This window comes from Pleomorphomonas sp. T1.2MG-36, from assembly GCF_950100655.1.
Lineage (GTDB): Bacteria > Pseudomonadota > Alphaproteobacteria > Rhizobiales > Pleomorphomonadaceae > Pleomorphomonas.
Genome location: NZ_CATNLY010000052.1, coordinates 254,189 through 279,591 on the forward strand (window position 1 = coordinate 254,189; position 25,403 = coordinate 279,591).

The 25,403-nt window shown below is 67.3% G+C and carries 26 protein-coding genes and 1 tRNA gene; 13 read left to right on the forward strand and 14 right to left on the reverse strand.

Going from position 1 to position 25,403, the window contains the following annotated elements; all coding sequences use genetic code 11:
* Positions 1-4 precede the first annotated feature (4 nt).
* From QQZ18_RS22235 to QQZ18_RS22245, 3 genes are read left to right on the forward strand one after another with little or no spacing between them, the layout of a single operon-like run.
* Entirely contained in the window at positions 5-1,150 is a 1,146-nt protein-coding gene (locus tag QQZ18_RS22235; RefSeq protein WP_284543298.1) for an HlyD family secretion protein, read from the forward strand.
* 4 nt (positions 1,151-1,154) lie between these two features.
* The gene (locus QQZ18_RS22240; RefSeq protein ID WP_284543186.1) at positions 1,155-2,690 is read left to right on the forward strand and encodes a DHA2 family efflux MFS transporter permease subunit; all 1,536 of its coding nucleotides are present in this window, start codon (positions 1,155-1,157) and stop codon (positions 2,688-2,690) included.
* On the forward strand, positions 2,690-3,004 hold the full coding sequence (locus QQZ18_RS22245) for a hypothetical protein (protein ID WP_284543187.1): 315 nt from the start codon (positions 2,690-2,692) through the stop codon (positions 3,002-3,004). The genes QQZ18_RS22240 and QQZ18_RS22245 overlap by 1 nt, the downstream gene beginning before the upstream one ends.
* Positions 3,005-3,061: 57 nt before the next feature.
* On the opposite strand, the gene QQZ18_RS22250 is transcribed toward QQZ18_RS22245, so the two are convergent.
* Positions 3,062-3,247: a hypothetical protein gene (locus QQZ18_RS22250; protein WP_284543188.1), complete on the reverse strand. Its 186-nt coding sequence runs from the start codon at positions 3,245-3,247 to the stop codon at positions 3,062-3,064.
* Between the two features lie 196 nt (positions 3,248-3,443).
* Here QQZ18_RS22250 and QQZ18_RS22255 point away from each other — a divergent pair, with 196 nt between their 5' ends.
* Positions 3,444-4,244 (forward strand): SDR family NAD(P)-dependent oxidoreductase, encoded by an 801-nt coding sequence (locus QQZ18_RS22255; RefSeq protein ID WP_284543189.1) that lies wholly within the window; start codon positions 3,444-3,446, stop codon positions 4,242-4,244.
* Between the two features lie 61 nt (positions 4,245-4,305).
* Positions 4,306-4,710, forward strand: a complete 405-nt coding sequence (locus QQZ18_RS22260) for a DUF2177 family protein (RefSeq protein WP_284543190.1) — start codon at positions 4,306-4,308, stop codon at positions 4,708-4,710.
* On the opposite strand, the gene QQZ18_RS22265 is transcribed toward QQZ18_RS22260, so the two are convergent.
* Genes QQZ18_RS22265 through QQZ18_RS22275 form a run of 3 tightly spaced genes read right to left on the reverse strand, consistent with a single transcriptional unit; the run spans position 4,677 to position 6,711 of the window.
* Entirely contained in the window at positions 4,677-5,486 is an 810-nt protein-coding gene (locus tag QQZ18_RS22265; RefSeq protein ID WP_284543191.1) for a DUF1295 domain-containing protein, read from the reverse strand. The genes QQZ18_RS22260 and QQZ18_RS22265 overlap by 34 nt on opposite strands.
* Before the next feature lie 2 nt (positions 5,487-5,488).
* Complete coding sequence (locus tag QQZ18_RS22270) at positions 5,489-6,139, reverse strand: ChrR family anti-sigma-E factor (protein ID WP_284543192.1); 651 nt, start codon at positions 6,137-6,139, stop codon at positions 5,489-5,491.
* Positions 6,136-6,711, reverse strand: a complete 576-nt coding sequence (locus QQZ18_RS22275) for a sigma-70 family RNA polymerase sigma factor (RefSeq protein ID WP_284543193.1) — start codon at positions 6,709-6,711, stop codon at positions 6,136-6,138. The genes QQZ18_RS22270 and QQZ18_RS22275 overlap by 4 nt, the downstream gene beginning before the upstream one ends.
* A 207-nt stretch (positions 6,712-6,918) precedes the next feature.
* Here QQZ18_RS22275 and QQZ18_RS22280 point away from each other — a divergent pair, with 207 nt between their 5' ends.
* The 4 genes from QQZ18_RS22280 to QQZ18_RS22295 are packed head-to-tail and all read left to right on the forward strand — an operon-like array spanning position 6,919 to position 10,444.
* Positions 6,919-8,259, forward strand: a complete 1,341-nt coding sequence (locus QQZ18_RS22280) for an NAD(P)/FAD-dependent oxidoreductase (RefSeq protein WP_284543194.1) — start codon at positions 6,919-6,921, stop codon at positions 8,257-8,259.
* Positions 8,256-9,032: a DUF1365 domain-containing protein gene (locus QQZ18_RS22285; protein WP_284543195.1), complete on the forward strand. Its 777-nt coding sequence runs from the start codon at positions 8,256-8,258 to the stop codon at positions 9,030-9,032. The genes QQZ18_RS22280 and QQZ18_RS22285 overlap by 4 nt, the downstream gene beginning before the upstream one ends.
* On the forward strand, positions 9,029-10,264 hold the full coding sequence (locus tag QQZ18_RS22290) for an SAM-dependent methyltransferase (RefSeq protein WP_284543196.1): 1,236 nt from the start codon (positions 9,029-9,031) through the stop codon (positions 10,262-10,264). Before QQZ18_RS22285 ends, QQZ18_RS22290 begins: the two co-directional genes overlap by 4 nt.
* A 24-nt stretch (positions 10,265-10,288) precedes the next feature.
* Complete coding sequence (locus QQZ18_RS22295) at positions 10,289-10,444, forward strand: hypothetical protein (protein ID WP_284543197.1); 156 nt, start codon at positions 10,289-10,291, stop codon at positions 10,442-10,444.
* Positions 10,445-10,455: 11 nt separating this feature from the next.
* Here QQZ18_RS22295 and QQZ18_RS22300 read toward each other — a convergent pair whose 3' ends face one another.
* The 3 genes from QQZ18_RS22300 to QQZ18_RS22310 all read right to left on the reverse strand — a co-directional run bounded on the left by QQZ18_RS22300 (position 10,456) and on the right by QQZ18_RS22310 (position 11,822).
* Positions 10,456-10,635: a hypothetical protein gene (locus QQZ18_RS22300; protein ID WP_284543198.1), complete on the reverse strand. Its 180-nt coding sequence runs from the start codon at positions 10,633-10,635 to the stop codon at positions 10,456-10,458.
* Positions 10,636-10,648: 13 nt separating this feature from the next.
* Positions 10,649-11,428 (reverse strand): class I SAM-dependent methyltransferase, encoded by a 780-nt coding sequence (locus QQZ18_RS22305; RefSeq protein ID WP_284543199.1) that lies wholly within the window; start codon positions 11,426-11,428, stop codon positions 10,649-10,651.
* Positions 11,429-11,549: 121 nt separating this feature from the next.
* On the reverse strand, positions 11,550-11,822 hold the full coding sequence (locus QQZ18_RS22310; RefSeq protein ID WP_284543200.1) for a hypothetical protein: 273 nt from the start codon (positions 11,820-11,822) through the stop codon (positions 11,550-11,552).
* A 366-nt stretch (positions 11,823-12,188) separates the two neighbouring features.
* On the opposite strand from QQZ18_RS22310, the gene QQZ18_RS22315 reads away from it, so the two are divergent.
* The 3 genes from QQZ18_RS22315 to QQZ18_RS22325 all read left to right on the forward strand — a co-directional run bounded on the left by QQZ18_RS22315 (position 12,189) and on the right by QQZ18_RS22325 (position 16,999).
* Complete coding sequence (locus tag QQZ18_RS22315) at positions 12,189-14,045, forward strand: ABC transporter ATP-binding protein (RefSeq protein ID WP_284543201.1); 1,857 nt, start codon at positions 12,189-12,191, stop codon at positions 14,043-14,045.
* On the forward strand, positions 14,042-15,841 hold the full coding sequence (locus QQZ18_RS22320) for an ABC transporter ATP-binding protein (protein ID WP_284543202.1): 1,800 nt from the start codon (positions 14,042-14,044) through the stop codon (positions 15,839-15,841). The genes QQZ18_RS22315 and QQZ18_RS22320 overlap by 4 nt, the downstream gene beginning before the upstream one ends.
* A gap of 477 nt (positions 15,842-16,318) precedes the next feature.
* The gene (locus QQZ18_RS22325; RefSeq protein WP_284543203.1) at positions 16,319-16,999 is read left to right on the forward strand and encodes a TetR/AcrR family transcriptional regulator; all 681 of its coding nucleotides are present in this window, start codon (positions 16,319-16,321) and stop codon (positions 16,997-16,999) included.
* Positions 17,000-17,096: 97 nt separating this feature from the next.
* On the opposite strand, the gene QQZ18_RS22330 is transcribed toward QQZ18_RS22325, so the two are convergent.
* Positions 17,097-17,173 (reverse strand) — tRNA-Met (locus QQZ18_RS22330).
* A 183-nt stretch (positions 17,174-17,356) separates the two neighbouring features.
* Here QQZ18_RS22330 and QQZ18_RS22335 point away from each other — a divergent pair.
* Positions 17,357-18,562 (forward strand): lytic murein transglycosylase, encoded by a 1,206-nt coding sequence (locus QQZ18_RS22335; protein WP_284543204.1) that lies wholly within the window; start codon positions 17,357-17,359, stop codon positions 18,560-18,562.
* A gap of 80 nt (positions 18,563-18,642) precedes the next feature.
* Here QQZ18_RS22335 and QQZ18_RS22340 read toward each other — a convergent pair whose 3' ends face one another.
* The 6 genes from QQZ18_RS22340 to QQZ18_RS22365 form a co-directional block, all read right to left on the reverse strand.
* Entirely contained in the window at positions 18,643-19,140 is a 498-nt protein-coding gene (locus QQZ18_RS22340) for an Hsp20/alpha crystallin family protein (RefSeq protein WP_284543205.1), read from the reverse strand.
* 146 nt (positions 19,141-19,286) lie between these two features.
* Positions 19,287-19,757 (reverse strand): RidA family protein, encoded by a 471-nt coding sequence (locus QQZ18_RS22345; RefSeq protein ID WP_284543206.1) that lies wholly within the window; start codon positions 19,755-19,757, stop codon positions 19,287-19,289.
* Positions 19,758-19,831: 74 nt separating this feature from the next.
* Positions 19,832-21,232: an amino acid permease gene (locus QQZ18_RS22350; RefSeq protein ID WP_284543207.1), complete on the reverse strand. Its 1,401-nt coding sequence runs from the start codon at positions 21,230-21,232 to the stop codon at positions 19,832-19,834.
* A 171-nt stretch (positions 21,233-21,403) separates the two neighbouring features.
* Positions 21,404-22,783: a tyrosine phenol-lyase gene (locus QQZ18_RS22355; RefSeq protein WP_284543208.1), complete on the reverse strand. Its 1,380-nt coding sequence runs from the start codon at positions 22,781-22,783 to the stop codon at positions 21,404-21,406.
* Between the two features lie 131 nt (positions 22,784-22,914).
* Positions 22,915-23,601 carry a Crp/Fnr family transcriptional regulator gene (locus QQZ18_RS22360; RefSeq protein WP_284543209.1) on the reverse strand — a complete coding sequence of 229 codons (687 nt, stop codon included), beginning with the start codon at positions 23,599-23,601 and terminating at the stop codon, positions 22,915-22,917.
* A gap of 364 nt (positions 23,602-23,965) precedes the next feature.
* A complete protein-coding gene (locus QQZ18_RS22365; protein ID WP_284543210.1) occupies positions 23,966-25,228 on the reverse strand; it encodes a multidrug effflux MFS transporter in 1,263 nt (420 codons plus the stop codon).
* Positions 25,229-25,403 lie beyond the last annotated feature (175 nt).

A 25,403-nucleotide genomic window follows, 5' to 3' on the forward strand; every position in this document is an offset into this window, starting at 1 on the left:
CGACATGAGCAAGATCGACCTCGACGCCGAGGAGAGCCCGCTGGCCGCCAAGGCCGCCGTCAACCCCAAGAAGCGCGGCCCGCTGTTTCTCGGCCTCATCCTGGCCGTGGCGGCCTCGGGCGGCGCCTACTACGCCTATGACACGCTCTATGCGTCGAGGCACGCCATCACCGACAACGCCTATGTCGGCGCCGACGTGGCCCAGATCACGCCGCTGGTGGCGGCGCCGGTGGTCGAGGTTCTCGCCAGCGACACGGAAATGGTGAGGAAGGGCGATGTGCTCGTTCGCCTCGACGACACCGACGCCAAGCTGGCGCTCGCCATGGCCGAGGCGGCCTATCAGAACGCCATCCGCCGCGTGACGGCGCTGGTCGCCAACGACAAGGGGCTGGCGGCCCAGATCGTCGGGCGTGAGGCCGATCAGGCGCAGGCGGCGGCCCAGCTCGCCTCCGCCGAAGCGGGATACGCCAAGGCCAGGATCGACCTCGACCGCCGCAAGACGCTGGCCGGCAACGGCTCGGTGTCGGGCGACGAGATCACTGCCGTCGAGACCTTGCTGAAAACCGCCGAGGCCAGCCTGTCGTCGGCGCGGGCCGGCGCGGCCGGCGCCGACGCCGCCCATGACGCCGCCGTGGCCGCCAAGGAGGCCAACGCCGCCATGATCTCCGGCGTCGGCATCGACGACAATCCGGAGGTGCTGGCCGCCCGCTCGGCGCGCGATCAGGCCCAGGTCAATCTCGACCGCACGGTGATGCGGGCGCCGGTCGACGGCGTCATCTCCCGCCGTCAGGTTCAGGTGGGCCAGCGCGTCCAGCCGGGCATGACGCTGATGGTGGTGGTGCCGCTTCAGGCCGCCTATGTCGACGCCAACTACAAGGAAGTGCAGCTCGCCCACGTCAAGCCCGGCCAGACGGTGACGCTCACCTCCGACCTCTACGGCAGCGACGTGCCGTTCACCGGCACGGTGGTGGGCTTCTCCGGCGGCACCGGCGCCGCCTTCTCGGTGGTGCCGGCCCAGAACGCCACCGGCAACTGGATCAAGGTGGTGCAGCGCCTGCCGGTGCGCATCGCGCTCGATCCGGCGGAACTGGCGGCCCATCCGTTGCAGGTCGGCCTGTCGATGACCGCCGACATCGCGATCGCCGAGTGACGCCATGACCGCGCCCGCCCTGCAAACCGCCGCCCCGCTGACGGGCGCCCGGCTGATGGTCGCCGCCCTGGCCATCGGCACCGGCAACTTCCTGGTGGTGCTCGACAGCACCATCGCCAACGTGTCGGTGCCGACGATCGCCGGCTCGGTCGGCGTTTCCGTGTCGCAGGGCTCGTGGGTGATCACCTCCTACGCGGTGGCGGAGGCGATCACCGTGCCGCTGACCGGCTGGCTCAGCCGGCGCTTCGGGGCGATGCGCGTCTTCCTGACCTGCTATTTCGCCTTCGCCGCCATTTCGCTGCTGTGCGGCCTGTCGCAATCCCTAGGCATGCTGATCGGCGGGCGCGTGCTGCTCGGCCTGTTCGGCGGCCCGATCATGCCGCTGTCGCAGATGCTGCTGATGCGGATCTTCCCGCCCAAGCAGGCCACCATCGCCTCTGTCATCTGGGCGATGACGACGCTGATCGGCCCGATCGCCGGCCCCATCCTCGGCGGCATCATCTGCGACGGCGCCGGCTGGCAGTGGATCTTCTTCATGAAGGTGCCGATTGCCATTCTCGGCGGCATCGTCGTGATTCTGGCGACGATGGGGCAGCCCGACCCGACCGGCAAGGCGCGCATCGACGCCATCGGCCTCGCTCTCCTCGTGCTGTGGGTCGCCGCCCTTCAGATCGTGCTCGACGAGGGGCGCAATCACGACTGGTTCGCTTCCACCGAAATCCTTGTGCTCGCCGTGGTCGCGGCGGTCGGCTTCCTCGCCTTCGTCATCTACGAGCTCACCGAGGCGCAGCCGATCGTCGATCTCAGGATCTTCCGCCATCGCGGTTTCACGGCGGCGGCGGTCACCTTCGCCGGGGGATTCGCGGCCTTCTTCGCCTCGATCGTCATCCTGCCGCTGTGGCTGCAGCAGAACATGGGCTACACCGCCACCTGGGCGGGGTATGCCACCGGCATCATGGGGCTCCTGGCCTTCGTGTCGGCGCCGATCGTCGGCAAGGCCACCGAGAGGTTCGATCCCCGCGCCATCCTGTCGATCGGCATCCTCGGCCTCGGGGCGATGACGGCCTGGCGCATGACCTTCAACTCGGACGTGACGTTCCTGCAGATGGCCTGGCCAACGCTGCTCACCGGGCCGTTCATGGTGATGTTCTTCGTGCCCGTCACCGGCCTTGCCATCGCCAGCGTCGCTCCCGAGGAACAGGCCAACGCCGCCGGCCTCTCCAACTTCATGCGCACGCTGGCGGGCGCCTTCGCCACCTCGCTGGTCCAGACGGGATGGGCGAACTCGGCGCGCGTCAACCAGACCGAACTGGTCAGCGCCATGCAGAACGGCGACAGGACGATCGCCGGCATGATGGAAGGGGGCGCCTCGCACGAGGTGGCGGTTGCCAGCCTCAGCCGTATCGTCGAGCAGCAGAGCGTGTTACTTGCCACGCTCGACATGTTCGCGATCATTACCGTGGTCTTCGTCTTCGCCGCCATGCTGCCCTGGCTGGCGCCCAAGCCGAAGGGTCCGATCGACACCAGTGGAGCGCATTGATGGGACGGCTCACCAACGAGCGAAAATACCGCTACAAGCTGCATCTCACCTCGGAACAGACCGAGGTGGCGCGGCCGAGCATTCTCATCAATCGTCTGAAGCTCCTGGAAGCCGACTCGACCACTTCGCCTGAGATCAGCACGCTCGCCGACTTCTCCCGCGAACACGTGCAGATGAGCGAGAAGGATCGCTACATCCTGGCCTTCTCGCTGACCACGGCGCGCCAGCTTCTCGGAGGGGCGACCCAGGTGTCGTCGCGGTTCGAGGAACTCAGGGCCTGTCTTGATGAGCTCAGCCGCGACATGACGGCCTGAGCGCGACCGGCCCGGAGCGCAACGATCCGGGCCGCATCCAGTCGCGGGGGGAATCGGTCATTTCTTCTGGTTGATCTGCGGGCGCTCTTCGAGCGGCAGCGGCGTCGGGTCGATCGGCTTGCCGGCCGCGGCTCGCCGTCCGGCTTCGTCGTCCTGCCGCTTCAGCTCGCGGTCGACGATGTCGCGCGCGCCTTCCACCGGGTCCTGCTCGCGATGCTCGGTGTTCTTGCCGTTGTCGTTCATGACGGCCTCCTTGGGAATGCCGGGGGAGTGTCTGGAGCGGACCGGCATCGCCGGCCGCGCGAGGTCAACCGGCCGTATGGCCGATTGTTCCCGCCGGCACCCGCCCGGCCTTTCGGGAACATCGTCGCCCGCGCAGGGTTTCCTCCCGACACGCTCGCCGGCTGGCCGGCCGGGCAGGAGAACCGAGGAGGTTTCCATGGGCCAGATGTATCCCGACCGCGGCATCGCGGTGATCACCGGCGCCTCGACCGGCATCGGTTTCGAACTCGCCCGTTGCGCTGCCGCCGACGGCTATGACCTCGTCATCGCTGCCGACGAACCGGAAATCCATGATGCCGCCGATCTTCTCGGCGAGTATGGCGTCTCCATTCGTGCGGTCGAGGCGGATCTCTCGACGCCCGAGGGCATCGCCCGGCTGGTCGACGTCATCTCGGACGACGGCCGTCCGGTGGAGCTGCTGATGGCCAACGCCGGACGCGGCCTCGGCCATGGCTTCCTCGACCAGTCGTTCGACGACATCCGCCGGGTGGTGGAGACCAACGTCATGGGCACGCTGGACCTCGTCCACCGGGTCGGCCGGCAGATGCGCGAGCAGGGCTTCGGCCGCATCCTGTTCACCGGCTCGATCGCCGGCTACATGCCGGGCGCCTTCCAGGCGGTCTACAACGGCACCAAGGCCTTCGTGGACAGCTTCGCCTACGCGCTGCGCGAGGAGCTGACCGACACCGGCGTCCACGTGACGGTGCTGATGCCTGGGCCGACGGAGACCGAGTTCTTCGAGCGCGCCAACCTCATGGACACCGAGATGGGCCAGGGCGAGAAGGACGACGCGGGCTATGTGGCGCACGCCGGCTACCGGGCGTTGATGGCGGGCGAGGCCGACATCGTCACCGGCTGGAGCAACAAGCTGCAGACGGCGATGGCCGGCTTCATGTCGCCGGAAACTTTGGCCCGCCGCCATCGCAAGCTGGCCGAGCCGGGGTCGGGCTTAAGCTGAAACCGCATATGATCTGAAGCGCGACCTCGAACGTATCAAGGCGGACACAACGGAGGTCGTCATGCACGCCATCGCCATCTACGCATCCGGATTGATCAGCTTTCTCGTTCTCGACGCCATCTGGCTCGGCGCCATGGTGCCGCGCCTCTACAAGCCGGCCATGGGCGACCTCGTCGCCGATCCCTTCCAGCCGTTGCCGGCGGCGATCTTCTATCTGATCTACGCCGGAGGTCTCGCCTATTTCGCCATCCAGCCGGCGCTGGCCTCGGGCAAGTGGTCGACGGCGCTCATCGCCGGCGCGGCGCTGGGCTTCGTCGCCTATTCCACCTACGACCTCACCAATCAGGCGACGCTGCGCGGCTGGCCTCTGACGGTGACCCTCGTCGACATCGCCTGGGGAACCATCGCCAGCGGCCTTGCCGCCACCATCAGCTATCTGGCGCTGTCGCGCTGGCTGTCGGCCTGATCGGATCTCGGCGGCCGGGGAAAGAAGGCCGGGACGCGCCGCTGATAGGCGCGGAACGCCTCGCCCCGGCTTTCCACCATGTGGCGCTCAAGCGGCGGAATGCCTGACACGTGGACCAGCAGCCAGTAGATGGAGACCGGCGCGACCAGAACCAGCGCGGTCCGCCAGTCGAAGCCGGAGAGGCCGAGGACCGCGAGGCCGACCCAGAACAGCCACTCGAAGAAATAGTTCGGGTGGCGCGACCAGCCCCATAGACCGCGATCGCAGATCTCGCCCGGCCGGTCGTGCCGGAAGGCGGCAAGCGTGCGGTCGGCGCTCCATTCACCCGCGAGCGCCGCCACGACGATGGCAAGCCCGAGAAGGTCTTGCCAGCCGAGCGGACCGGGCCGGGACGCGGCGGCGGCCGCCGAGATCGCCAGAAGCCAGCCGGCGATGGCCTGCATTTGCAGGAACATGAACAGCTTGCGCGGCGCCGCGTCGCCCCACTCGCGACGGAGCGCGGCGTAACGCGGATCGTCGGCGCCGCCGCCCTTGAGCGTGCGGGTGACGAGATGACGGCCGAGCCGGACGGCCCAAACCGCGACCAGCGCCGCGACGATGAGCGGCCGTTCGACCGGGACGGACAGCGTGAGGATCAGCGCCAGAGTGGCGACGCCGGTCGACAGCGCCCAGATGCCGTCGATGAAACCCGACCGGCGCGTGCGCTCGGCGATGACGGCCGCCGCCCCCATCGCCACCACCAGGATCAACAGGGAGAGGACGGCGCCGTTCAGCATGGCTAGAGACCTATGAGTGGGCTGACGAGGCGGCCGATCAGGCCGTGCGGCCGGAGCCGCCCCTCGATGGAGGCGAGGCAGATGCAGGTCTCCTCGCCGGTGACGACGGGCGTGTGGTGCGTGTCGTCGTCCTCCTCGGCAAGGTCGCCGACGGCGCAGCGCCCGTGCTCGTCCTCGAAGGCGCCTTGCAGCACCAGCGTCAGTTCCTCGCCGGAGTGGCCGTGGGTGGGCATGCGTCGGTTGGCGGCGATCTTCAGAAGCACCAGCTGGGTCGTACGGTCCTCCGGTACGTCGAGGCGGGCGTAGGCCATGCCCGGCCCCATCCAGCGCCAGCCGGACGTCGCCCGGTCGGCGATCGGGGCGGGCAGGCGGATGCCGAGGTCGCGCGCCGGGCGTCGCGCCGGGGATGGCGCGGCGACGGGACGCTTTTCGTCGAGGCGGGCCAGCGTCCGCTCGAACAGGCGGGCGTCGAGTTCGGACGGCGACTGGCGTTCGAGGAGCACGCCGGCCACCGCCAGCATGTCGCGATGGCTGGCGGCGCAGTCGTCGCAGAGGGCGAGGTGGCTTTCCACCACCAGCGCGGCGGCGGGCGACAGCGTTCCGGCCACGTAGCGGGCCATGAGTTCGGGGCTTGGGTGGCGGCTCATGGTCATGACGTTTCGTCGAGCAGGTGGCGCAGGCGGTTCATGGCGAGGCGGACGCGCGACTTGACGGTGCCGAGCGGTATGCCGAGCGCTCTCGCGATTTCGGTCTGCGGCGATTGGGAAAAGAAGGACAGGGCGATCACCTCGGCCTGTTCGGCCGGCAGGTGCTGGAGGGCGCGGCGGACCCGCGTTTCCTCCTCGCGGGTGATGATCTCGCCCTCGGCCGACGGGCTGGGGTCGATCTCGCTCACCGGCTCGTCGTCCTGAAGGCGGCGGGCCAGCCGGCGGCGGCGGTCGATGCCGAGGTTGCGGCAGATGGTGAAGATCCAGGTGGAGACGGCGCCGGCCTCGGCGTCGAACAGCCCGGCCTTGCGCCAGACGGCCAGCATGGTGTCCTGGATCAGGTCGTCGCAGTCGCTGGCGCCGAAGCCCTGGCGGACGAGAAAGGTCTTGAGACGGGGCGCGTAGAAGGCGAACAGCCGGGCAAAGGCCTGCCGGTCGCCGTCGCGGGCGATGGCCGCGACAAGGCGCGCCGCCTCCCTGCCATCGAGCGGTTCAAGCGTCGCATCGGCCGGTCTCACGGAACTGACCGTCCGTTCGGCAGTTGCTGTGAGGAGAAAAGAGTTCGCCCGTTCACGTCTCATGCCTCTTCTACGCTTGCCCCGGACCGACGGATCACCGGGGCGCCACCGAATTACGACCAAAATCGCTGACCGACCGGTGATCCTTTACGGGAGGACCATCGTAGAATGGAACGTACAGCAATTTCAGCGGCAAGCGGAGTTCACATGAGCGAGGCGACCAAGGAAGCCGACAAGCGGTTGGAGATCGCGGTGATCGGGTCGGGCATCTCCGGCCTGTCGGCGGCCTGGCTGCTGTCGAGCCGCCACGACGTGACCCTCTACGAGACCGACCGGCGGCTCGGCGGCCACAGCAACACCGTGCTGGCGCCGACGAGTGGCGCGTCGATCCCCGTCGACACCGGCTTCATCGTCTACAACGAGACGACTTATCCCAACCTCACGGCGCTGTTCGCCCATCTCGGCGTCGCGACCGAGGCGACCGAGATGTCTTTCGCCGTGTCGATGGATGGCGGGCGCCTCGAATATGCCGGTTCCAATCTTGCCGGCCTGCTGGCCCAGCCGTCCAATCTGGCGCGGCCGCGCTTCTACGCCATGATGGCCGACCTCCTGCGCTTCTACCGGCAGGCGCCACGCGACCTCGGCCGGCTCGAGGGTGTGACGCTCGCCGACTATCTCGACGACAACCGCTACGGCCGCGCCTTCCGCGAGGATCACCTCTACCCGATGGCGGCGGCCATCTGGTCGACGCCGGCCACCGAGGTGGGCGCCTATCCGGCCGAGGCCTTCATCCGCTTTTGCGACAACCACGGCCTCCTGCAGCTCAGCGGCCGGCCGCTGTGGCGCACGGTGAAGGGCGGCAGCCGCTCCTATGTCGCCCGACTCGCCGAACCGCTGGCGGCGGGCGTGATGATCGGCCGCTGCGTCAAGATCGTCGAACGGTCGGCGGCCGGCGTGGTGATCGAGGACGGCCTCAGCCAGCGCCGGTTCGACAAGGTGCTGGTCGCCTGCCATGCCGATCAGGCGCTCGAGGTGATCAAGGCGCCGACCGATGCGGAGCGCCACCTGCTCGGCGCCTTCCGCTACAGCCGCAACCACGCGGTGCTGCACGGCGACGAGCGGCTGATGCCCCGGCGGCGGAAGGCCTGGGCTGCCTGGAACTATCTCGCCACCCGCGACCGGTCGTCCGGCCCGTCGGTCACCTACTGGATGAACCGGCTGCAGCACCTCGACCCGTCGGTGCCGCTGTTCGTGACGCTGAATCCGCTCGTCGAGCCGCGTCTCGACCGCGTCTACAGCCATTTCACCTACGAGCATCCGCTGTTCGACCAGCCGGCCATCGAGGCGCAGCGGCAGCTCTGGAGCCTTCAGGGCGTCGGCAACGTCTGGTTCGCCGGTGCCTATTTCGGGGCCGGCTTCCACGAGGACGGCCTGCAGGCCGGGCTCGCCGCCGCCGAGGCGATGGGTCGGGTGCGCCGGCCGTGGTCGGTTGCCAATGAATCCGGCCGCATCCATCTCGGTCCGGACGTCTGGGGCAAGGCCGAATGACCCCCGCGCTCTATTCCGGTGACGTTCTGCACCGCCGCCTCAGACCCGCCGGCCACAGCCTGAAATACGGCATCTACATGCTGCATGCCGATCTCGATCGGCTGGACGAACTCCAGCGGACGAGCCGCTTTCTGTCGGTGAACCGCTGGAACCTCCTGTCCTTTCACGAGGCGGACCATGGACCGGCGGGCGAGGGCACGCTCGCCTCGCGCATCCGCCGCCTTGCCGGCGAGCGCGGCCTTGCCTGGGACGGCGCCGAGGTGACGCTGATCGCCATGCCGCGCCTGTTCGGCTTCGTCTTCAACCCGCTCAGCGTCTATTTCTGCCGCAACGCCGACGGCCGCCTCGCCGCCATCGTCTACGAGGTGCGCAACACCTTCGGCGGCATGCACCACTACGCCGCCGACGTCGCGGCGGAGACGGTCGGCACCATCCATCAGGCGGCGGAGAAGGACTTCTACGTCTCGCCCTTCCTGCCGATGGACATGCGCTACCGCTTCCACGTCAAGCCGCCGGCCGAGCGCTTCACCATCGCCATCGAGGACCACGACCGCGACGGCCTGATGCTGACGGCCTCGATGTCGCTGACGCGGACAACGCTGTCTGACCGGGCCATTGTCGGCCTTTTCGCCCGCTTCCCGCTGATGACGCTGAAGGTGGTGGCCGGCATTCACTGGGAGGCACTGAAGCTGTGGCTGAAGCGCATCCCCTTCCATTCCCGCCCCGGTGGCGGCCCCAAGGGCTTCAATCCAACGGAAAGGTCTTCCGGATGACGTCGCTGTCGATCTCAACGCTCATCCCCTCGATCGTCGGACTGGCGCTGCCGGCCCGGCTGCGCGTGTCCCTGGTGGAGCGCATGCTGGGTCATGTGGAGCGCGGGCGCCTGTCGGTGACGCTGCCGGACGGAACGCAGCTTTCCGCCACCGGGCGCGAGCCCGGCGCGGTGGCCGACCTGCACATCCTGCGCTGGCGGGCGGTGAGCCGGCTTCTGACCGGCGGCGACGTCGGCTTTGCCGAGGCCTATGTCGACGGCGACTGGGACACACCCGATCTCGTCGCCTTCCTGACCCTCTGCGCCGACAACCTCGACAAGCTGACCGACGTTTCCAAGGCGTCTTTGCCGGTGCGGCTCGCGCAGCGGCTCCTGATGCTGATGCGGCGCAACTCGAAGGCGGGCAGCCGCCGCAACATCATGGCCCATTACGACCTCGGCAACGCCTTCTTCGCCGAGTGGTTGGACCGCGAGATGATCTACTCCTCGGCACTCTACGAGGAGGGCGACGACCTGGAAGCCGCTCAGCGGCGCAAGCTGCAGCGCATCGCCGCCATGCTCGGCCTCGACGGCGATCCCTCGGTGTTGGAGATCGGCTGCGGCTGGGGCGGCCTTGCCGCCTATCTCGCCGACGCCGGGGCGCGATCGGTGCGCGGCATCACCCTGTCGCCGGCCCAGCTTGCCGTGGGCGAGCAGAAGATGCGGGCGCGGGGGATCGACGGGCAGGTGTCGCTGGAGCTCTGCGACTATCGCGACGTCGAGGGACAGTATGACCGCGTCGTGTCGATCGAGATGTTCGAGGCGGTGGGCGAGGCCTACTGGCGCGGCTATTTCGACAAGCTCCGGCAGGTGCTGAAGCCCGAGGGGCGGGCGGTGTTGCAGGTGATCACCATCGCCGACGACCGTTTCGAGCACTACCGCATGCACCCCGACATGATCCAGACCATGGTGTTTCCCGGCGGCATGCTGCCGAGCAAGGCGATCTTCGCCGAGGTGGCGGCCAAGGCGGGCTTTGCGCTGACCGAAAGCCTCGACTTCGGCCTCTCCTATGCCCGGACGCTCGCCGACTGGCGCCAGCACTTCGAGGCGGCCTGGCCGAGGATTTCCGAACTCGGCTACTCCGCCGCCTTCAAGCGCCTGTGGTCCTACTACCTCGCCTACTGCGAGGCGGGCTTCCGCACGGGCCGCATCGACGTCAGCCTTTACACGCTGGAGCCGGTGGGGAGCTCTTAAACTTGCTGTGCCGATGGCTGTATAGTGAACGCCTACGCAGAGGAGGGCGACCCTGTGCCGATCCATCGCGACGACGAGATGCTTCTACAGGTTCTCGCCGAGCTTCAGCCGCTCGCCGAGGCAGACCAGTTTCCGGAGATCGACGACACGCTGCTGCCGGTCGAGGACGTCGATCTTTGATTCAAGCGTGATCAGGTTTTTGCCGCCAGCCGCTTGCGGCCTTCAACCCTGATGGCGTCAAGGTTCAGCGGGCCATAATCTCCGCTGTTGACGCCATCGTTCCAAGCCTGCTGAAGCCATTGGAGCCCGTCGGTTTCTTGGGGCTCACGTATCTCGGGCAAGCGGAGCATTGACTGTTTATCGAGTGGCACGGATAGGTCTCCTTCACTTCGCCTTGCCTGCCGACACCAGCAGATACAGCGACCCGCGATAGATAGGCTCCTGGCGGAGCATGCCGTATTTCTCGTCCCAGGCGCCGGACTTGAGGTCGGCGGCGAGGCGGGCGACGGCGGCGTTGGCCTCGTCGGGCGTGACGAAGCTCCAGGCCGAGCAGGAGAGGCGGGCCGAAGGCTCCAGCAGCGTTTCCGGCCGGCCGTAATAGGCCTCGTTGAAGCCGTCGCGGCAGTCGAAGGGGATGGGCACGGAGATGCGTTCGATGGGCGTGCCGAGGCCCTCGGCCACCCGCTCGAACGATGGGTAGCGCCGCGCCTCGGTGGCGAGCACCGTCGGCGCGTAGTCGTTCAGCCAGAAGGCTTCGACCTCCCGGGGATCGCAGGTGAGGATGACCACCGGCCCGCGCGTGACGCGGCGCACTTCCCTGAGGCCGGCGGCAAGGTCCGCCCACTGGTGGATGGTGAAGCTCGCCATGGCCGCGTCGAAGCTGTCGTCGGCGAACGGCAGGCGCTCGGCGGTGGCGTCGACGGCGGGCGAGAGATGTGCCGGCCGCTGCGCCCGCATCGACGCCGATGGCTCGACGGCGGTGACCTCGCGGTCGAGCGGCTCGTAGGAGCCGGCGCCGGCGCCGACGTTGAGCACCGTCCTCGCCGGCCCGAGCGCGTCGGCGATCATGGCGGCGATGCGCGGATCGGGCTGACGCCAGGCGCTGTAGGAGTGACCGATCCGGCCGTAATCGGCATCGCCGGCACTTCCGTCTTCGTGGCGCATGGCATTCTCCCTCCTCTCGCATTGGTCATGTCAACAACAACATGACCATAAGTGAGCATTTCCGGAACTATAAGCCGGATCGGGTCCTGCGCACCATTTGCATTCGTCTTGCTATCTCACGCTAATGCGCCCAAGCCGGCGTGATACAGCCGTTTTGTCCGCCCGTTACTATCTTGACGATTTTTCGGGAGGAGTTTGTCGTCACGTCTGCCGTGCACTGAAATCCTGAGCGATATGTTTCAAATTGAACGAAGTAACCGCCGTCGCTTTTCGGGGCGATCCCTATCGGTACACCGTATTCGTCGTAAAGTGCGTCAATATTCTTGCCGATGTATGTAGATTCCGCCGCCGCTTGATGCGCTTTCCAGTCGGCGCAACCGGCGACAAGGGACATTGTCGCCAGGGAAAGTGCAACTCGGATCCATCTGTAACTGTGTCTCATAGTGCGCCTCTTTTTGCCCTTATCGCAACCTTAGCGGACGACGACAGGGTGGTCACCCGCAAAAATGGTCAGCACTATCCACAATACGACCTAGGCGCTCGGACTTGATGGCTGGCATTCATGCGGTTTTGGTGGCCGCAGCGATCCAAGGAACCGCAGGGCTCCGCACCAGCCTCTTCTGTTCAACTCCAGCACTCCGAGTGCGCAGTTCCTGGTAGCAATACTTAATTTGCAACATCGTGTTGCTAATGAATGTCGTGAGCAATAGCGTTGCGCGGTGGCCGCCCGTCAGACGGTCGTTTCCCTCAGAGTATTCCCATGACGGACATTCCCGCCGAGGGCGCGCTGCCAGAGGACGCCGGCGAAAGCCGCGCGTCCGGGACCGGCGGCCCCGACTATCTCGCCAGCCTGAAGCTGCTCGGCCGCTTCCTGCCGGGATCGAGGCTTGCCATGGGCGGGGCGATTCTTCTCGCCACCGCCGCCGTCGCCTGTGAGCTGGCGCCGATCGTCGTGGTCTGCAAGGTGGTCACGCCGGCGCTGTCCGGCACGCTCGGCCCGGCCTATCTCCTCGGCGCGGCCGGTCTCGCCCTTCTCGCGGTGGTCGTCGGCTACGGGCTGATGGGGCTGGCGGTCGGCCTGTCGCACGTCGTCGCCTTCGACGTGCTCTGCCGCCTGCGTCTGGCCCTGGCCCGCCATCTGGCGCGGTTGCCGATCGGCTGGTTCGCCGACCGCAAGAGCGGCGACGCCAAGAAGCTGATCATCGACGAACCCGAGAGCATGGAGCTCATCTTCGCCCATGGCATCCCCGAAGGGGTCAGCGCGCTCGCCACATGGGTTGCGGTGTCGGTCTGGCTGTTCGCCGTCGACTGGCGCATGGCGCTGGCCACGGTGGCGGTGACGCCGGTGGCCTTCGTGCTGATCTCCACCGGCATGGCGCGCGGCGCCCGCCGGGCCGCTGACTACCAGCGCGCCGGCGCCCGCATGAATGCCTCGGTCGTCGAGTTCCTGGCCGGCATGGCCGTGGTCAAGATCTTCAACCGGACCGGTGAGAGCTTCGCCGAGACCGCTCGCGCCGTGCGGGCCTACGCGGAGGTGGAAACCGCCTGGGCCGAGGACTACCTGCCGTTCGGCGGCACCTTCTTCTCGCTGGTGCTCGCCAATGTGGTGGTCATCCTGCCCGTCGGGGCCTTCCTGATGGCGGCGGGCTCGCTCGACCTCTCGACGCTCGTCCTGTTCGTCATCCTGGGCGCCAACTACAGCCAGCCGCTGATGAAGCTGTTCAACCAGTTTCACACGCTGGCCCACATTTCCATGGGCTCGACGCGGATCGCCGACGCGCTGGCCGCCGAGCCGCAGGCCGACAGCGCCCGCACCGTGGCGCTGGCCTCGCACGACGTCGTCTTCGACGAGGTCTCCTTCGGCTATGGCAAGGAAGAAGTGCTGCACCGCGTCAGCTTCACCGCCCCGGCCGGTTCGGTCACCGCGCTGGTCGGCCCATCCGGCGCCGGCAAGAGCACGGTGGCGAGCCTCGTCGCCCGCTTCTGGGATCCGCGGTCGGGTCGCGTCACGCTCGGCGGCGTCGATCTCCGCGAGATCGGCCTCGCCCAGCTGATGGACATGGTGGCCTTCGTCTTCCAGGACAGCTTCCTGTTCTCCGACACCATCGCCGCCAACATCCGCTTCGGCAATCCCAAGGCCAGCGATGCCGAGGTGGAGGCGGCGGCCCGCGCCGCCAGGGCGCACGACTTCATCATGGCCTTCCCCGACGGCTACGCCACCCGCCTCGGCGACCGGGGGCAACTGCTCTCCGGCGGCGAGCGCCAGCGCATCGCCATCGCCAGGGCCATCCTGAAGGACGCGCCGGTCATCGTGCTGGACGAAGCGACCGCTTTCGCCGACCCGGACAACGAGGCCGCCATCCAGGAGGCCATCGGCGAACTTACGGCGGGGCGGACGCTGCTGGTCGTCGCCCATCGCCTCCACACCATCATGTCCGCCGACCAGATCCTGGTCGTCGACGGCGGACGCATCGCCGAAGCCGGCCGTCACGACGACCTCGTGGCGAAGGGCGGCCTCTATGCCCGCCTGTGGCGCGACTACACCGAAGCGCGCGACGTCGTGCTCAAGCCGGCCGGCGTCTCCGGCCAGATCGCCAGCGAGGAGCGCCCGTCATGACCGCCATCGATCCTCTCGTTCCGGTCGGCGAAGCCGCCGATGCCGACATTCATTCCGACCTCGACAGTCTCCGGCGCGTCTGGCGGCTTGCCGGCCCGCTGCGCGGCAAGGTGGCGCGCGGCGTCGCCTTCCGCTTCCTGCAATCGATCAGTCTCGGCCTTGCCTTCGGCGGCGTCATCTGGACGGTGACCGGCCTTGCCGAGGGGCGGACGATGGATGTCGGCTGGGCCTGGCAGTTGACCGGCCTGATGGCCGCCTCGCTCTGCGGGCAGCTGCTGTTCGGCTATCTCGCCGCGCACGACAGCTGGCTCGCCAGCTTCGAGCTGGCCGGCGATCTCCGCCTCTCCATCCTCGATCATCTGCGCCGGCTGCCGATGGGCTTCCACCTGTCGCGCCATCGCGGCGACACGGTGACGGCGCTCACCTCCGACATGCAGATGCTGGAAACCTTCCTGTCCGACGCGCTCGGGCGCATCGCCCAGGCCTTCGCATTGCCGCTCGTCGCCGTCCTGTGGTTCCTGAGCCGGGACTGGGCGGTCGGGCTGGCCATGCTGGCGTCGATGGCGGCGGCGCTGCCGGTGTTCATGTGGTCGAGCCGGCGGCTCGCCCGCCTCGGCGTCGTTCGGCAGGATCTTCAAGCGGCGGCCGGCGCCCGCATGATCGAGTTCGTGCAGGGCATCGCCACCATCCGCGCCTTCAACCGCCTCGCCAAAGGCGAGGAGAGCTTCCGCGCCGCGCTGGAGGCGTTCCGCGATCTCTCCATCCGCATGGTGGCGCGCCTGTCCCTGCCGATGGCCCTGTTCGGCGCCACCGTCATGGCCGGTGTGCCCATCGTGCTGGTGGTCTCCGGCCTCCGGCATGGCGCGGGGGCCATCGACATGGCGACGCTGATCGCCGCCCTGGTGCTGGTGTTCGCCGTCTACTCGCCGCTGCTCGGGCTCAGCCAGGTGATGGAGCTGGTCCGCATGGCCGACGCCTCGCTGACGCGCATGGACCGTATCCTGACCGCCAGACCGCTGCCGGCGGTGGTGCGACCGGCGGAACCACAAGGCTTCGCCCTCCGCTTCGAGGCCGTCGACTTCTCCTACCGGGCGGACCGGCCGGTGCTGTCGTCGGTCGGCTTCGAGGTTCCCGAACGGTCGATGACGGCGATCGTCGGCCCTTCCGGTTCGGGCAAGAGCACCATTCTCAACCTGATCGCCCGCTTCTGGGACGTGTCGGGCGGGGCGATCTCCATCGGCGGCGCCGACATCCGGACCATGTCGGAGGAGAGGCTGGCGTCGCTGATCACCGTGGTGTTCCAGGACGTCTACCTGTTCGCCGGCACCATCTTCGACAACATCGCCTTCGGCCGCTCGGGTGCGTCGCGGGAGGAGGTCGAGGCTGCCGCCCGCGCCGCCCAGGCGCATACGTTCATTTCGGCGCTGCCGGACGGCTACGACACGCGCGTCGGCGAGGGCGGGGCGACGCTGTCGGGCGGCGAACGCCAGCGGATTTCCATCGCCCGTGCCATCCTGAAGGACGCGCCGATCGTGCTGCTCGACGAGGCGACGGCGGCGATCGACCCGACGAACGAACTGGCCATCCAGAAGGCGCTGGCCCGCCTCGTCGCCGAGAAGACGCTGGTGGTCGTCGCCCACAAGCTCTCGACCATCCGCGCCGCCGACCAGATCCTGGTGCTCGACGGCGGCCGCATCGTCGAACGGGGCAATCACGACCAACTGCTGGAAGGAGAGGGGCTCTACCACCGGCTCTGGCAGTCCCGCAGTCACGCGGCGGGCTGGCGCATCAAGTGATCGCTTGACGAAGCCGGGCCGGTGGCCGAACGGTGCTGCCATTCACAATCCGCTCGTTATGGCATGCACATATCTACAGCGAGAGGATCCAAGGACTCTGAAGCGCTGAGGATCATGCTGGCTTGGCTTTTGGAGCGCGATATCGGCGTCGCGTTTCGTTCTGCCCGAGGTCCTCGCTTTCGCAAGGATGACAACTTGATAGAAAGGGGAAACAGCTGGAGTGCCCGCCATACAGCTTGATGTCGCATGAGCGGCAAGCGTTGCAGATGACAGCGCGAGCCCTCCACCTAACCGATTGTCATCCCTGTATATAATTCTGTCATCCTTGCGAAAGCGAGGACCTCGGGCAGAACGAAACGCGACGCCGATATCGCGTTCCCTAAACCGAGTCAGCCTGATACATCCCTTCGTTCCACCGTTCTGAGGTTTCATAGCCACAGATGTGTGAATGCCGTAGCATCCGCCCCGGGGGAGCCCATGACGGACAACAGCCCCTCCGGCCGGCGCGGCGCCGGACGCCCGCCCCGCGTCAGCCGGGCGACCATCGCCGAGGCGGCGCTGCGCATCGGCCTCGACAAGGCGACGCTGGTGCTGATCGGCCGCGAGCTCGGCGTCGATCACTCCTCGCTCTACCGGCACGTCCGCAGCCGCGACGACCTGATGACGGCTGCCGTCGACGAGGCGCTCGCCGGCATTTCCTGGCGGCGCGACGCGGAGGAGGACTGGCGGGCCTATCTCGTCCGCGTCGCCGAGGCGGTGTGGACCGTCTACGAGGCCAATCCGGGCGTTGCCGAGACGATCCGCTCGCTGGGCGTCATTCCGCCATCGGTGATCGGCGCCTTCGTCGCCATCTGCGGCGAGCTGCGCATGGCCGGCTTTTCCGCTTCCGACGCCGTGCTGGCCGTCGACAGCGTCATGGACATGACCATCGATTCCGCCGTTGGCTGGCGCCGCCTGACGGCCCCGACGCCCGATGGACCGGTGGTGGCCGACAGGATGCGGCACGCGCTGGAATCGGAGTTCGCCGCCCATGCCGACTGGGCCGAGTTCGGCAGCCTGATGGCCGGCGCCCTGACGGGTTCGCCGGGGGCGTGGTGGCGCAGCAAGCTCGACCTGATCCTCGACGGCATCGCCGTGCGCCATCGCCGGGCGACGTGACCGCCCGGATGTCGGGCTGAAACGGCTGCCGAGACGCGCCAGACCGCACGACGCATCGCCGCGTTCGCAACCAACCACCAATTTCAAAAGAGAGAAGTGGTAGCAGCGGGCGGAATCGAACCGCCGACCTACGGGTTATGAGTCCGTCGCTCTAACCAACTGAGCTACACTGCCACGACCCACCGGCTGGCCGGCGGAAAGTGCGCCGATATAAGGGCGGTGGAGGGGGGCTGTCAAGCGCCATTGCCCCCGTAATGACCCTTTGCCGGCGAGGTCCGGCGGGGCGCAAAAAACCGGGCTCGCCGAGCGGCGTCCATCGGGCTTGACCCCTGACCGCCGGCGCGATTCCATCCGGTGATGAAACGAATCGCATTCCTTCTTGCCGGCGCGCTGGCACTTGCTCCGATCGGCGCGGCGGCGGCCGACGCCGCCTTTTCCCGCTGGCTGGATGCCAAGGTATGGCCGGCGGCGAAAGCCTCCGGCGTCAGCCGCGCCACCTTCGAGGCGGCGGTTGCCGGCCTCGATCCCGATCTCAGCCTGCCCGACCTCAAGCCGACCGGTGGCGGCAATGCCTTCCAGGCCGAGTTCCGCAGCCCGGCCGCCTACCTCGCCGACCGCAAGCTCGACGCGTTGGCGGCCGGGGCGCGCAAGCGCTATGCGGCCAACCGCGCCATTCTCGACAAGGTGGCGCGGGTGACCGGCGTGCCGGCCGGCGTCGTTCTGGCCGTCTGGGGCAAGGAGTCGGCCTTCGGCACCGCCAAGATCGAGAAGGACGCCGTGCGCACGCTGGCGACGCAGGCCTACATGGGCTCGCGCCGCGCCGAGTTCTTCCCCGAACTGGTGGCGGCGCTGGTCATCCTGGAAGAGGAGCATATCTCCCGCGCCGCCATGAAAAGCTCGTGGGCCGGCGCGTTGGGCCAGCCGCAGTTCATGCCGACCAAGTTCCTGACCGATGCCGTCGACGGCAACGGAGACGGCCGCCGCGACATCTGGGACACCACGTCGGACGTCCTGGCCTCCATCGGCCATTACCTGAAGTCGCGCGGCTGGAAGGCGGGGCTGCCCTGGGGCGTCGAGGTGCGGCTGCCCGCGTCGGTGCCGTGCAGCCTGGAAGGTCCCGATCAGGGCCAGCCGCTCGCCGCCTGGGTCAGGGCGGGCGTGACGCGGGCCGATGGCCGGCCGCTCGCCCTCGGCGACGTCGGGCCGACCGGACACCTGCTGATGCCGGCCGGGCGGATGGGGCCGGCCTTTCTGGTGTCGGACAATTTCTATGTGCTGAAGGCCTATAACGAATCCGACGTCTACGCGCTGACCATCGGCACGGTGGGCGACCGGGTGAGCGGGCCGCAGTCGATCCGGGGTGGCTGGGGCAAGATCGGCAGCTTCAGCCGTGGCGACGTCAGGGCCGTGCAGCGGCGGCTCGAGGGCATGGGGCACGATGTCGGTACCGCCGACGGCCTCGTCGGCTTCCGCACCCGCGTCGCCATGGGCCGCTGGCAGGAGAAGAACGGGCTGCCGGTCACCTGCTATCCCGATAAGGCGGTGATCTCCGCCCTGAAATGAGGCTGACATGACAGGGGGCGCCGAAGCGCCCCCACCGACGTTGCTTATCTGAAAAAGTCCCAGACCTTCCGGGCGGAGGCTCAGGCGGCCGGATGGATCTCGATCCGCTTGGTCGCCTTGGGCTGGTCCGGCGAACGCGGCACCTTCACCTTCAGGACGCCCTTGTCGAAGTCGGCCGTGATCTTGTCGCGGTCCGGCGTGAAGGGCAGCGTGAAGGCGCGCATGTAGGTGCCGGTCGACCGTTCCGTCAGGTGATAGCGGCGCTTGTCGTCCTTCTCCTCGTGCTCGGACTTGCGTTCGGCCCGGAGGGTCAGGACGTCGTCGTCAAGCTCCAGCTCGATCGCCTTCGGGTCGATGCCCGGCAGATCGGCGGTCATCTCCAGGCCGGCGTCGGTCTCGGCGATGTCGACGCGCGGGCTCAGGAACGTATCGCCCGAGGCGAGCGTCGGCAGGCCCCAGCCGCGGGTGAAACTGTCGAACAGCTGGTCCATCTCGCGACGCAGCGACAGGAACGTATCCTCGTGCGAGCGCGAAGGAGCCGAACCGCGCCCGAAGGGCATCAGGGTCTTCTTGTCCATGGCTAACTCCTCATGTCTCGCGGAGTACCCTGGACGAACGCCTGATCGGCGTCCGCCAGGGACCCCGTAACGTGGCTCCTCATATATGGGGAGGGGAGGTCGCCTGTTGAAGGGCTGGAAGACGGATCGCCGGGCTTTCGTGGCGATCAGGGATGGCCGTCGACCTCGACGACGGCATCGACTTCGACGCCGGCGCCGAACGGCAGCGACGGGCAGGCGACCGCCGAGCGCGCGTGCCGCCCCGCGTCGCCGAACACCTCGACGAACAGGTCGGAGGCGCCGTTGATCACCTTGGGCTGGTCGACGAAGGACGGCGTGCTGTTGACGAAGCCGCCGAGGCGGACGATGCGGCGCACGCGGGCGAGATCGCCGACCGCCGCCTTGATCTGAACCATCAGGTTGATGGCGCACAGCCTGGCCCCGGCATAGCCGTCCTCGATCGCGAGTTCGCCGCCGAGCTTGCCGACGCAGGCGAGCTTGCCGTCCTTCATCGGCAGCTGGCCGGAAAGGTAGAGAAGGTTGCCACTGGCGACATAGGGCACATAGTTGGCGGCCGGCGCCGTCGCTGCGGGCAGGACGATGTTGAGCGCGGCAAGGCGCCGTTCGATCTCCGTCATGGCCGGATCTCCTTGAAGATGGTGGGAATGAGAGACGCCGGGCCTCGTTTGGGGCGAGGCCCGGCGATGTTGCCTCAGGCCGGCAGCTTGCCTTCGGCCTTGGGGGCGAGGCGGCTGTTGCGGGCGCCGTAGACGGCGTAGATGGCGAGGCCGATCAGGCTCCAGACCGCGAAGCGGACCCAGGTTGCGGCCGGCAGGCCGGACATGATGTAGAGGCTCGACAGCATGGCCAGCGGCACGATGATCTTCGGCGCCGGGCAGCGGAACGGTCGCTTCAGGTTCGGCTTCGTCTTGCGCAGCACCAGCACGCAGGCCGTCGCCACGGTGAAGGCGAACAGCGTGCCGATGTTGCACATCTCGGCAACCAGTCCGATCGGCGTGAAGCCGGCGATACCCGCCACGGTGAGGCCGACGATCAGCGTGATGATGTGCGGCGAACCATATTTCGGATGCACCTTGCACAGTGCGGGCGGGATCAGGCCGTCGCGCGACATGGCGAAGAAGGCGCGCGTCTGGGCGTACATCATCACCAGGCAGACGGTGGTCAGGCCGGCGATGGCACCGGTGCCGACGATGGCGGAGCCGAAGTTGTAGCCGAGCTTGCGCAGCACGAAGGTGACGGGTTCGGCGGTGTTCAGTTCGGTGTAGGGAACGACGCCGGTCAGCACGCACGACACGGCGATGTAGAGCACGGTGCAGATCAGCAGTGACACGATGATGCCGATCGGCATGTCGCGCTGCGGGTTGCGGGTCTCCTCGGCGGCGGTGGCCAGCGAGTCGATGCCGAGATAGGCGAAGAAGATGATCGAGGCGCCCGCCGAGATGCCGGCGACGCCGTAGGGCAGGAACGGCGTCCAGTTGGTGGCGTCGACCTTCGGCCCGGCCAGCAGCAGGAACAGGAAGATGGCGCCGAGCTTGACGGCCACCAGCCAGCGGTTGACCGTGGCGCTTTCCTTGACGCCGCGCACCAGCACGAAAGTGATGAACAGCACGATCAGCACGGCCGGCAGGTTGACGATGCCGCCGTCGTAGGGAACGGCGGTTATGGCCTGCGGCAGCTCGATGCCGGCCGATTTCAGGATGCCGACGAAATAGGCCGACCAGCCGCCGGCGACGGCGCTGGCCCCGACCGAGTACTCGAGAATGAGATTCCAGCCGACCAGCCAGGCCAGAAGCTCGCCACCGGCGACGTAGGTGTAGGTGTAGGCGCTGCCCGCCGCCGGAATGGACGACGCCAGTTCCGAATAGGCGAGGCAGATGAAGATGCAGGCGAGCGAAGACAGGCCAAACGACAGCATGATGCCGGGGCCGGCGAAATTCGCCGCCGCCACGCCGGTCAGCACGAAGATGCCGGTGCCGATGATGACGCCGATGCCCATCATGACGATGTCGACGGCGCTGAGAGCCCGCTTCAGCGAGTGGTTCTCCACCTCTCGATGCAAGAGGCCGATGTCCTTGGTGCGGAATATGTTCATGGTTCCTCCCGATGACACCGCGCCGCTCGTCCTCTTCGGGCGACGGGTGCCCTTTGTTTGTCGTCGTCGATAAGCGGATCCTTCTCTCGCCCGCCGGTGGTCGTGCGGGCTATCCGTGAATCCAGATAGAAAAAGGCCCGGAAGGAGGTTCCCCCTTCCGGGCGCGGCTGCTTAGGCCTTGGGCTGGAAGCGCGCCGTGAAGAAGCGCAACAGCTTGGGCTCGTAGACCATCTCAAGGCCCTTGATCGTCTCCCGGCGCTTGTACAGCGACTTTGCCGCCTCGGCCACGATGTCGAGATGAGCGTAGGTGTAGACGCGCCGCGGAATGGTGAGACGCACCAGCTCGAGCTTGGGGTGGTAGTTCTCGCCGGTCTTCTTGTCGCGTCCGGCGGAGACGATGCCGCGTTCCATCGACCGGACGCCGCTCTCGATGTAGAGCTCGGCGGCCAGCGCCTGGGCCGGGAACTGGTCCTGCGGGATATGCGACAGGAAGGCGCGGGCATCGAGGAACACCGCGTGGCCACCCGTCGGCCGGACGACCGGCACGCCACCTTCCTTGAGCTTCTCGGCCAGATATTCGCACTGGCTGATGCGGTGGTGGATGTAGTTGTAGTCGACCGACTCGACGATGCCGCGCGCCATGGCCTCCATGTCGCGGCCGGCGAGGCCGCCGTAGCTCGGCATGCCCTCGAACAGCACGACCATCTCGCAGGCCTTCTGGTAGAGCTCGTCGTCGTTCATGCAGAGGAAGCCGCCGATGTTGACGAGGCAGTCCTTCTTGCCGCTCATGGTGCAGCCGTCGGCGTAGCTCATCATCTCCTTCAGGATCGCGGCGATGGTCGCGTCGGCGTATTCGGTCTCGCGCGTCTTGATGAAGTAGGCGTTCTCGACGCAGCGGGTGGCGTCGAACATCACCTTGATGCCGTTCTTCGAGCACAGCTCGTGGACGGCGCGCATGTTGGCCATGCTGACCGGCTGGCCGCCGGCGAGGTTGACCGTCACGGCAAGGCAGACATAGGGGATCTTGTCGGCGCCGACCTCGTCGATCAGGCGGCTGAGCTTGCCGATGTCGATGTTGCCCTTGAACGGCAGCTCGCGCTGGGAGTCATGGGCTTCGTCGACGATGATGTCGACGAAGGTGGCGCCGTTGCGCTCCTGATGGGCGCGCGTCGTCGTGAAGTACATGTTGCCCGGAACATAGTCGCCCGGCTTGATGCAGATCGACGACAGAAGGTTCTCGGCGCCGCGACCCTGGTGGGTCGGAACGACGTGCTTGAAGCCGTAGTACTCGCGGACGACTTCCTGCAGATGGATGAAGTTGCGGCTGCCGGCGTAGGCCTCGTCGCCCAGCATCATGCCGGCCCACTGGTTGTCGCTCATCGCCGAGGTGCCGCTGTCGGTCAGAAGGTCGATGTAGCACTGGTCGGAGCGCAGCAGGAAGGTGTTGTAGCCGGCCTCGGCCATGAAGCGCTCGCGCTCGGCGCGGGTGGTAACGGCGATCGGCTCGACGACCTTGATCTTGTAGGGTTCGGCAACGTAGGTCTTGTCCATCTTGGTTCTCCTGTGTGTGCTGATGGGCAGTGGTCTGCGGAAATTCGGGCACGCAGGTGCCCGGCCCGGGCCGTGACGGTCCAGGGGAAAGGCTTGCTTCACATCGGCCCGCCGCGTTGCGGATCGGGCCTTCAGATGTCGGAGTTGATGATCGCGCCGATGGCCTCGACGTCGGCGACCACCAGGTCGTGGCCGCGTTCTTCCAGCAGCCCCCTTCGCTTGAGGTCGCCGATGGCGTTGGACACGGTGACGCGGTGCAGGCCGAGCAACTCGGCGATCACGCTGTGCGACAGCGAGATCTGCCGGGATTTGCGCGACAGGCAGAGGCCGTAGAAGAAGCGGCAGATCCGGCGGTAGGCGCTGAGGAAGGTGCTTTCCTCGACCTGCGTCGACATGATGTAGCTCTTGGTGGCGAGGTTGGTCAGCAGCGCCTCGCCAAGGTCGGGGTGATCGACCAGCAGTCTCTCGACCACGTTGCCGTGGGAGAACTCGTAGGCCACGCAGTCCTCGACCGCGTCGATGTAGTGGGTGTTCTTCTGTCCGGCGAACAGGGCCGCCTCGCCGAGGATGCTGCCGGGGCCCATGAACCACAGCGTGCGCTGCACGCCTTCGGCGCTGGTGGCGGAGACCTTGATGGTGCCTTCGCGGATCAGGAAGATGCTGGTGACCTCGTCGCCCGGACGCTGAACGCAGGTCTTGCCCTTCCAGATCACCTTGCGCCCGAGGTGCAAGGCTTTTTCCCACATGTCCTGGTTCTGGAATTCCATCCAGGGCACGATGGGCGGCGGTGGCATGGCGTCGGGGGCAACGTTTGTCATGTCTCTGGCTCGAACTGGATGGCGTTGTTTCGATCCGTGTTAAAGCCTGTTTAACGCCGGGGTCCGCCCGGTTCAGTAGCGGCCGCTACAACAGAGCCGCCTTTTTAAGGATTTGCGACCAAGGTCGATAGGGAATGGCGCGTATAGTGGGCAAGCCCGGTGGAAAACCTTCCCCGAGTGCTTCCGTTTTTCTGTCTGTTGTCAAGAAACAGAGCGGCGACGGTGCGCCGGAGACGGCGTTCGTCTTCGATAGCGCAATCTCCGGAAATATTGAGGGGCGGTGGATACGAACCACAAGTTCGCAGCCACCGCCCCCGGATCCCGTTCGCTTGCCTGCGGGGCTTGTGGCGCCCGCCGGCCATCGTCATTCGGCGGCGGCCGGAACGATGTTGCCGTGGTGCGGCTGGAACAACCGGCCGCGCTCGGTCCAGAAGACGATCACGAGCGTCAGGGCCGAGAGGCCGAAGTAGCCGGCCGTCAGCGGCATGATGGTGCCGTCGAAGGCCTGGCCGATCATCGCGCCGCCGACGGCGCCGATCAGCGTGGTGAAGGCGCCGATCAGCGACGAGGCGGTGCCGGCCACTTCGCCGAGGGGGTCGAGGGCGAGCGCGTTGTAGTTGGACATGGCGATCGAGAAGAAGAACTGCATCGCCACCATCATGGCGATGAACAGCCAGAGTGGCGGCAGTCCGTCCCACAGATAGGCGGCGGCAAGGAAGATGGCCGCCAGGGCGACGTGGAAGACGTGGCCGCCGTGCGACAGGCGGCGCATGCCCCAGGTGCGCACCAGGCGGCTGTTGACGAAGGCGGCGATGCCGCCGGTGATCGCCACCGACGCGAAGACCGCCGGGAACAGCGCACCGAGACGATAGCCGTCGGAGCCGAGGATCTGCTCGGCCGAGCCGATGAAGCCCATCAGCGTGGCAAAGAGCAGGCCGATGGCCAGCGAGTAGCCGACCGCCTCGCGATTGGTGACGCAGATGCGGGCGGCCTCGACGATCGACCGCACCGACAGGGCGCGACGGAACTCGGGATGCAGCGTCTCGGGCATGCGGATGTAGAACCAGATGCCGACGGCGACCGACAGGGCGGCCATGACGGCGAAGATGGAGCGCCAGCCGGCCAGCGCCAGCAGCAAGCCGCCGAAGCTGGGCGCCAGCACCGGGATGATCATGAACACCATCATGGTGAAGCTCATGACGCGGGCCATCTCGCGGCCCTCGTAGCGATCGCGGACGATGGACACGGCGATGACGCGGGCGGCGGCGGCGCCGACGCCTTGCAGGACGCGGGCGACCAGCAGGCCGACGAAGCCCGTTGCCAGCGCCGATACGATGGCGCCGACGATCAGGATGACGAGGCCGGCGATCACCAGCGGGCGGCGCCCCCAGACGTCGGACAGAGGTCCGTAGACGATCTGGGCGATGCCGAAGCCGACCATGTAGGAGAAGACGACGAGCTGCAGTTCGTTGGCCTCGGCAAGGCCGAAGCTGTCGCCGATGGCGGGCAACGCCGGCAACATCGTGTCGATGGCCAGAGCCGTAAGGCCCATCAGGGCGGCGATAAGGGCGACGGTCTCGGCAAAGCCGGGACCCTGGCGAGCCGGCAAGCCGGTCGTGGTAGTCATGACGAAACCTAAAATGCTGAAAGCAGGGCCCGGAGAATGCCGGGACGCGCAAACACATACTGCTGCGGCCTGCCTGGGCCTGTCTTGTAGCGGTTCAGAGACATTTTTTCCAGCCCGGACGGCCGGAGTCAGCAAAATGTGATCGGGGAAACGCTTAAGACGAAGGGAGGGGCTA

Coding starts and splice junctions, on each gene's coding strand:
- QQZ18_RS22235 (WP_284543298.1), top strand. CDS start 5: ATGAGCAAGATCGACCTCGACGCCGAGGAGAGCCCGCTGGCCGCCAAG.
- QQZ18_RS22240 (WP_284543186.1), top strand. CDS start 1,155: ATGACCGCGCCCGCCCTGCAAACCGCCGCCCCGCTGACGGGCGCCCGG.
- QQZ18_RS22245 (WP_284543187.1), top strand. CDS start 2,690: ATGGGACGGCTCACCAACGAGCGAAAATACCGCTACAAGCTGCATCTC.
- QQZ18_RS22250 (WP_284543188.1), bottom strand. CDS start 3,247: ATGAACGACAACGGCAAGAACACCGAGCATCGCGAGCAGGACCCGGTG.
- QQZ18_RS22255 (WP_284543189.1), top strand. CDS start 3,444: ATGGGCCAGATGTATCCCGACCGCGGCATCGCGGTGATCACCGGCGCC.
- QQZ18_RS22260 (WP_284543190.1), top strand. CDS start 4,306: ATGCACGCCATCGCCATCTACGCATCCGGATTGATCAGCTTTCTCGTT.
- QQZ18_RS22265 (WP_284543191.1), bottom strand. CDS start 5,486: ATGCTGAACGGCGCCGTCCTCTCCCTGTTGATCCTGGTGGTGGCGATG.
- QQZ18_RS22270 (WP_284543192.1), bottom strand. CDS start 6,139: ATGACCATGAGCCGCCACCCAAGCCCCGAACTCATGGCCCGCTACGTG.
- QQZ18_RS22280 (WP_284543194.1), top strand. CDS start 6,919: ATGAGCGAGGCGACCAAGGAAGCCGACAAGCGGTTGGAGATCGCGGTG.
- QQZ18_RS22285 (WP_284543195.1), top strand. CDS start 8,256: ATGACCCCCGCGCTCTATTCCGGTGACGTTCTGCACCGCCGCCTCAGA.
- QQZ18_RS22290 (WP_284543196.1), top strand. CDS start 9,029: ATGACGTCGCTGTCGATCTCAACGCTCATCCCCTCGATCGTCGGACTG.
- QQZ18_RS22305 (WP_284543199.1), bottom strand. CDS start 11,428: ATGCGCCACGAAGACGGAAGTGCCGGCGATGCCGATTACGGCCGGATC.
- QQZ18_RS22310 (WP_284543200.1), bottom strand. CDS start 11,822: ATGTCCCTTGTCGCCGGTTGCGCCGACTGGAAAGCGCATCAAGCGGCG.
- QQZ18_RS22315 (WP_284543201.1), top strand. CDS start 12,189: ATGACGGACATTCCCGCCGAGGGCGCGCTGCCAGAGGACGCCGGCGAA.
- QQZ18_RS22320 (WP_284543202.1), top strand. CDS start 14,042: ATGACCGCCATCGATCCTCTCGTTCCGGTCGGCGAAGCCGCCGATGCC.
- QQZ18_RS22325 (WP_284543203.1), top strand. CDS start 16,319: ATGACGGACAACAGCCCCTCCGGCCGGCGCGGCGCCGGACGCCCGCCC.
- QQZ18_RS22335 (WP_284543204.1), top strand. CDS start 17,357: ATGAAACGAATCGCATTCCTTCTTGCCGGCGCGCTGGCACTTGCTCCG.
- QQZ18_RS22340 (WP_284543205.1), bottom strand. CDS start 19,140: ATGGACAAGAAGACCCTGATGCCCTTCGGGCGCGGTTCGGCTCCTTCG.
- QQZ18_RS22345 (WP_284543206.1), bottom strand. CDS start 19,757: ATGACGGAGATCGAACGGCGCCTTGCCGCGCTCAACATCGTCCTGCCC.
- QQZ18_RS22350 (WP_284543207.1), bottom strand. CDS start 21,232: ATGAACATATTCCGCACCAAGGACATCGGCCTCTTGCATCGAGAGGTG.
- QQZ18_RS22355 (WP_284543208.1), bottom strand. CDS start 22,783: ATGGACAAGACCTACGTTGCCGAACCCTACAAGATCAAGGTCGTCGAG.
- QQZ18_RS22360 (WP_284543209.1), bottom strand. CDS start 23,601: ATGACAAACGTTGCCCCCGACGCCATGCCACCGCCGCCCATCGTGCCC.
- QQZ18_RS22365 (WP_284543210.1), bottom strand. CDS start 25,228: ATGACTACCACGACCGGCTTGCCGGCTCGCCAGGGTCCCGGCTTTGCC.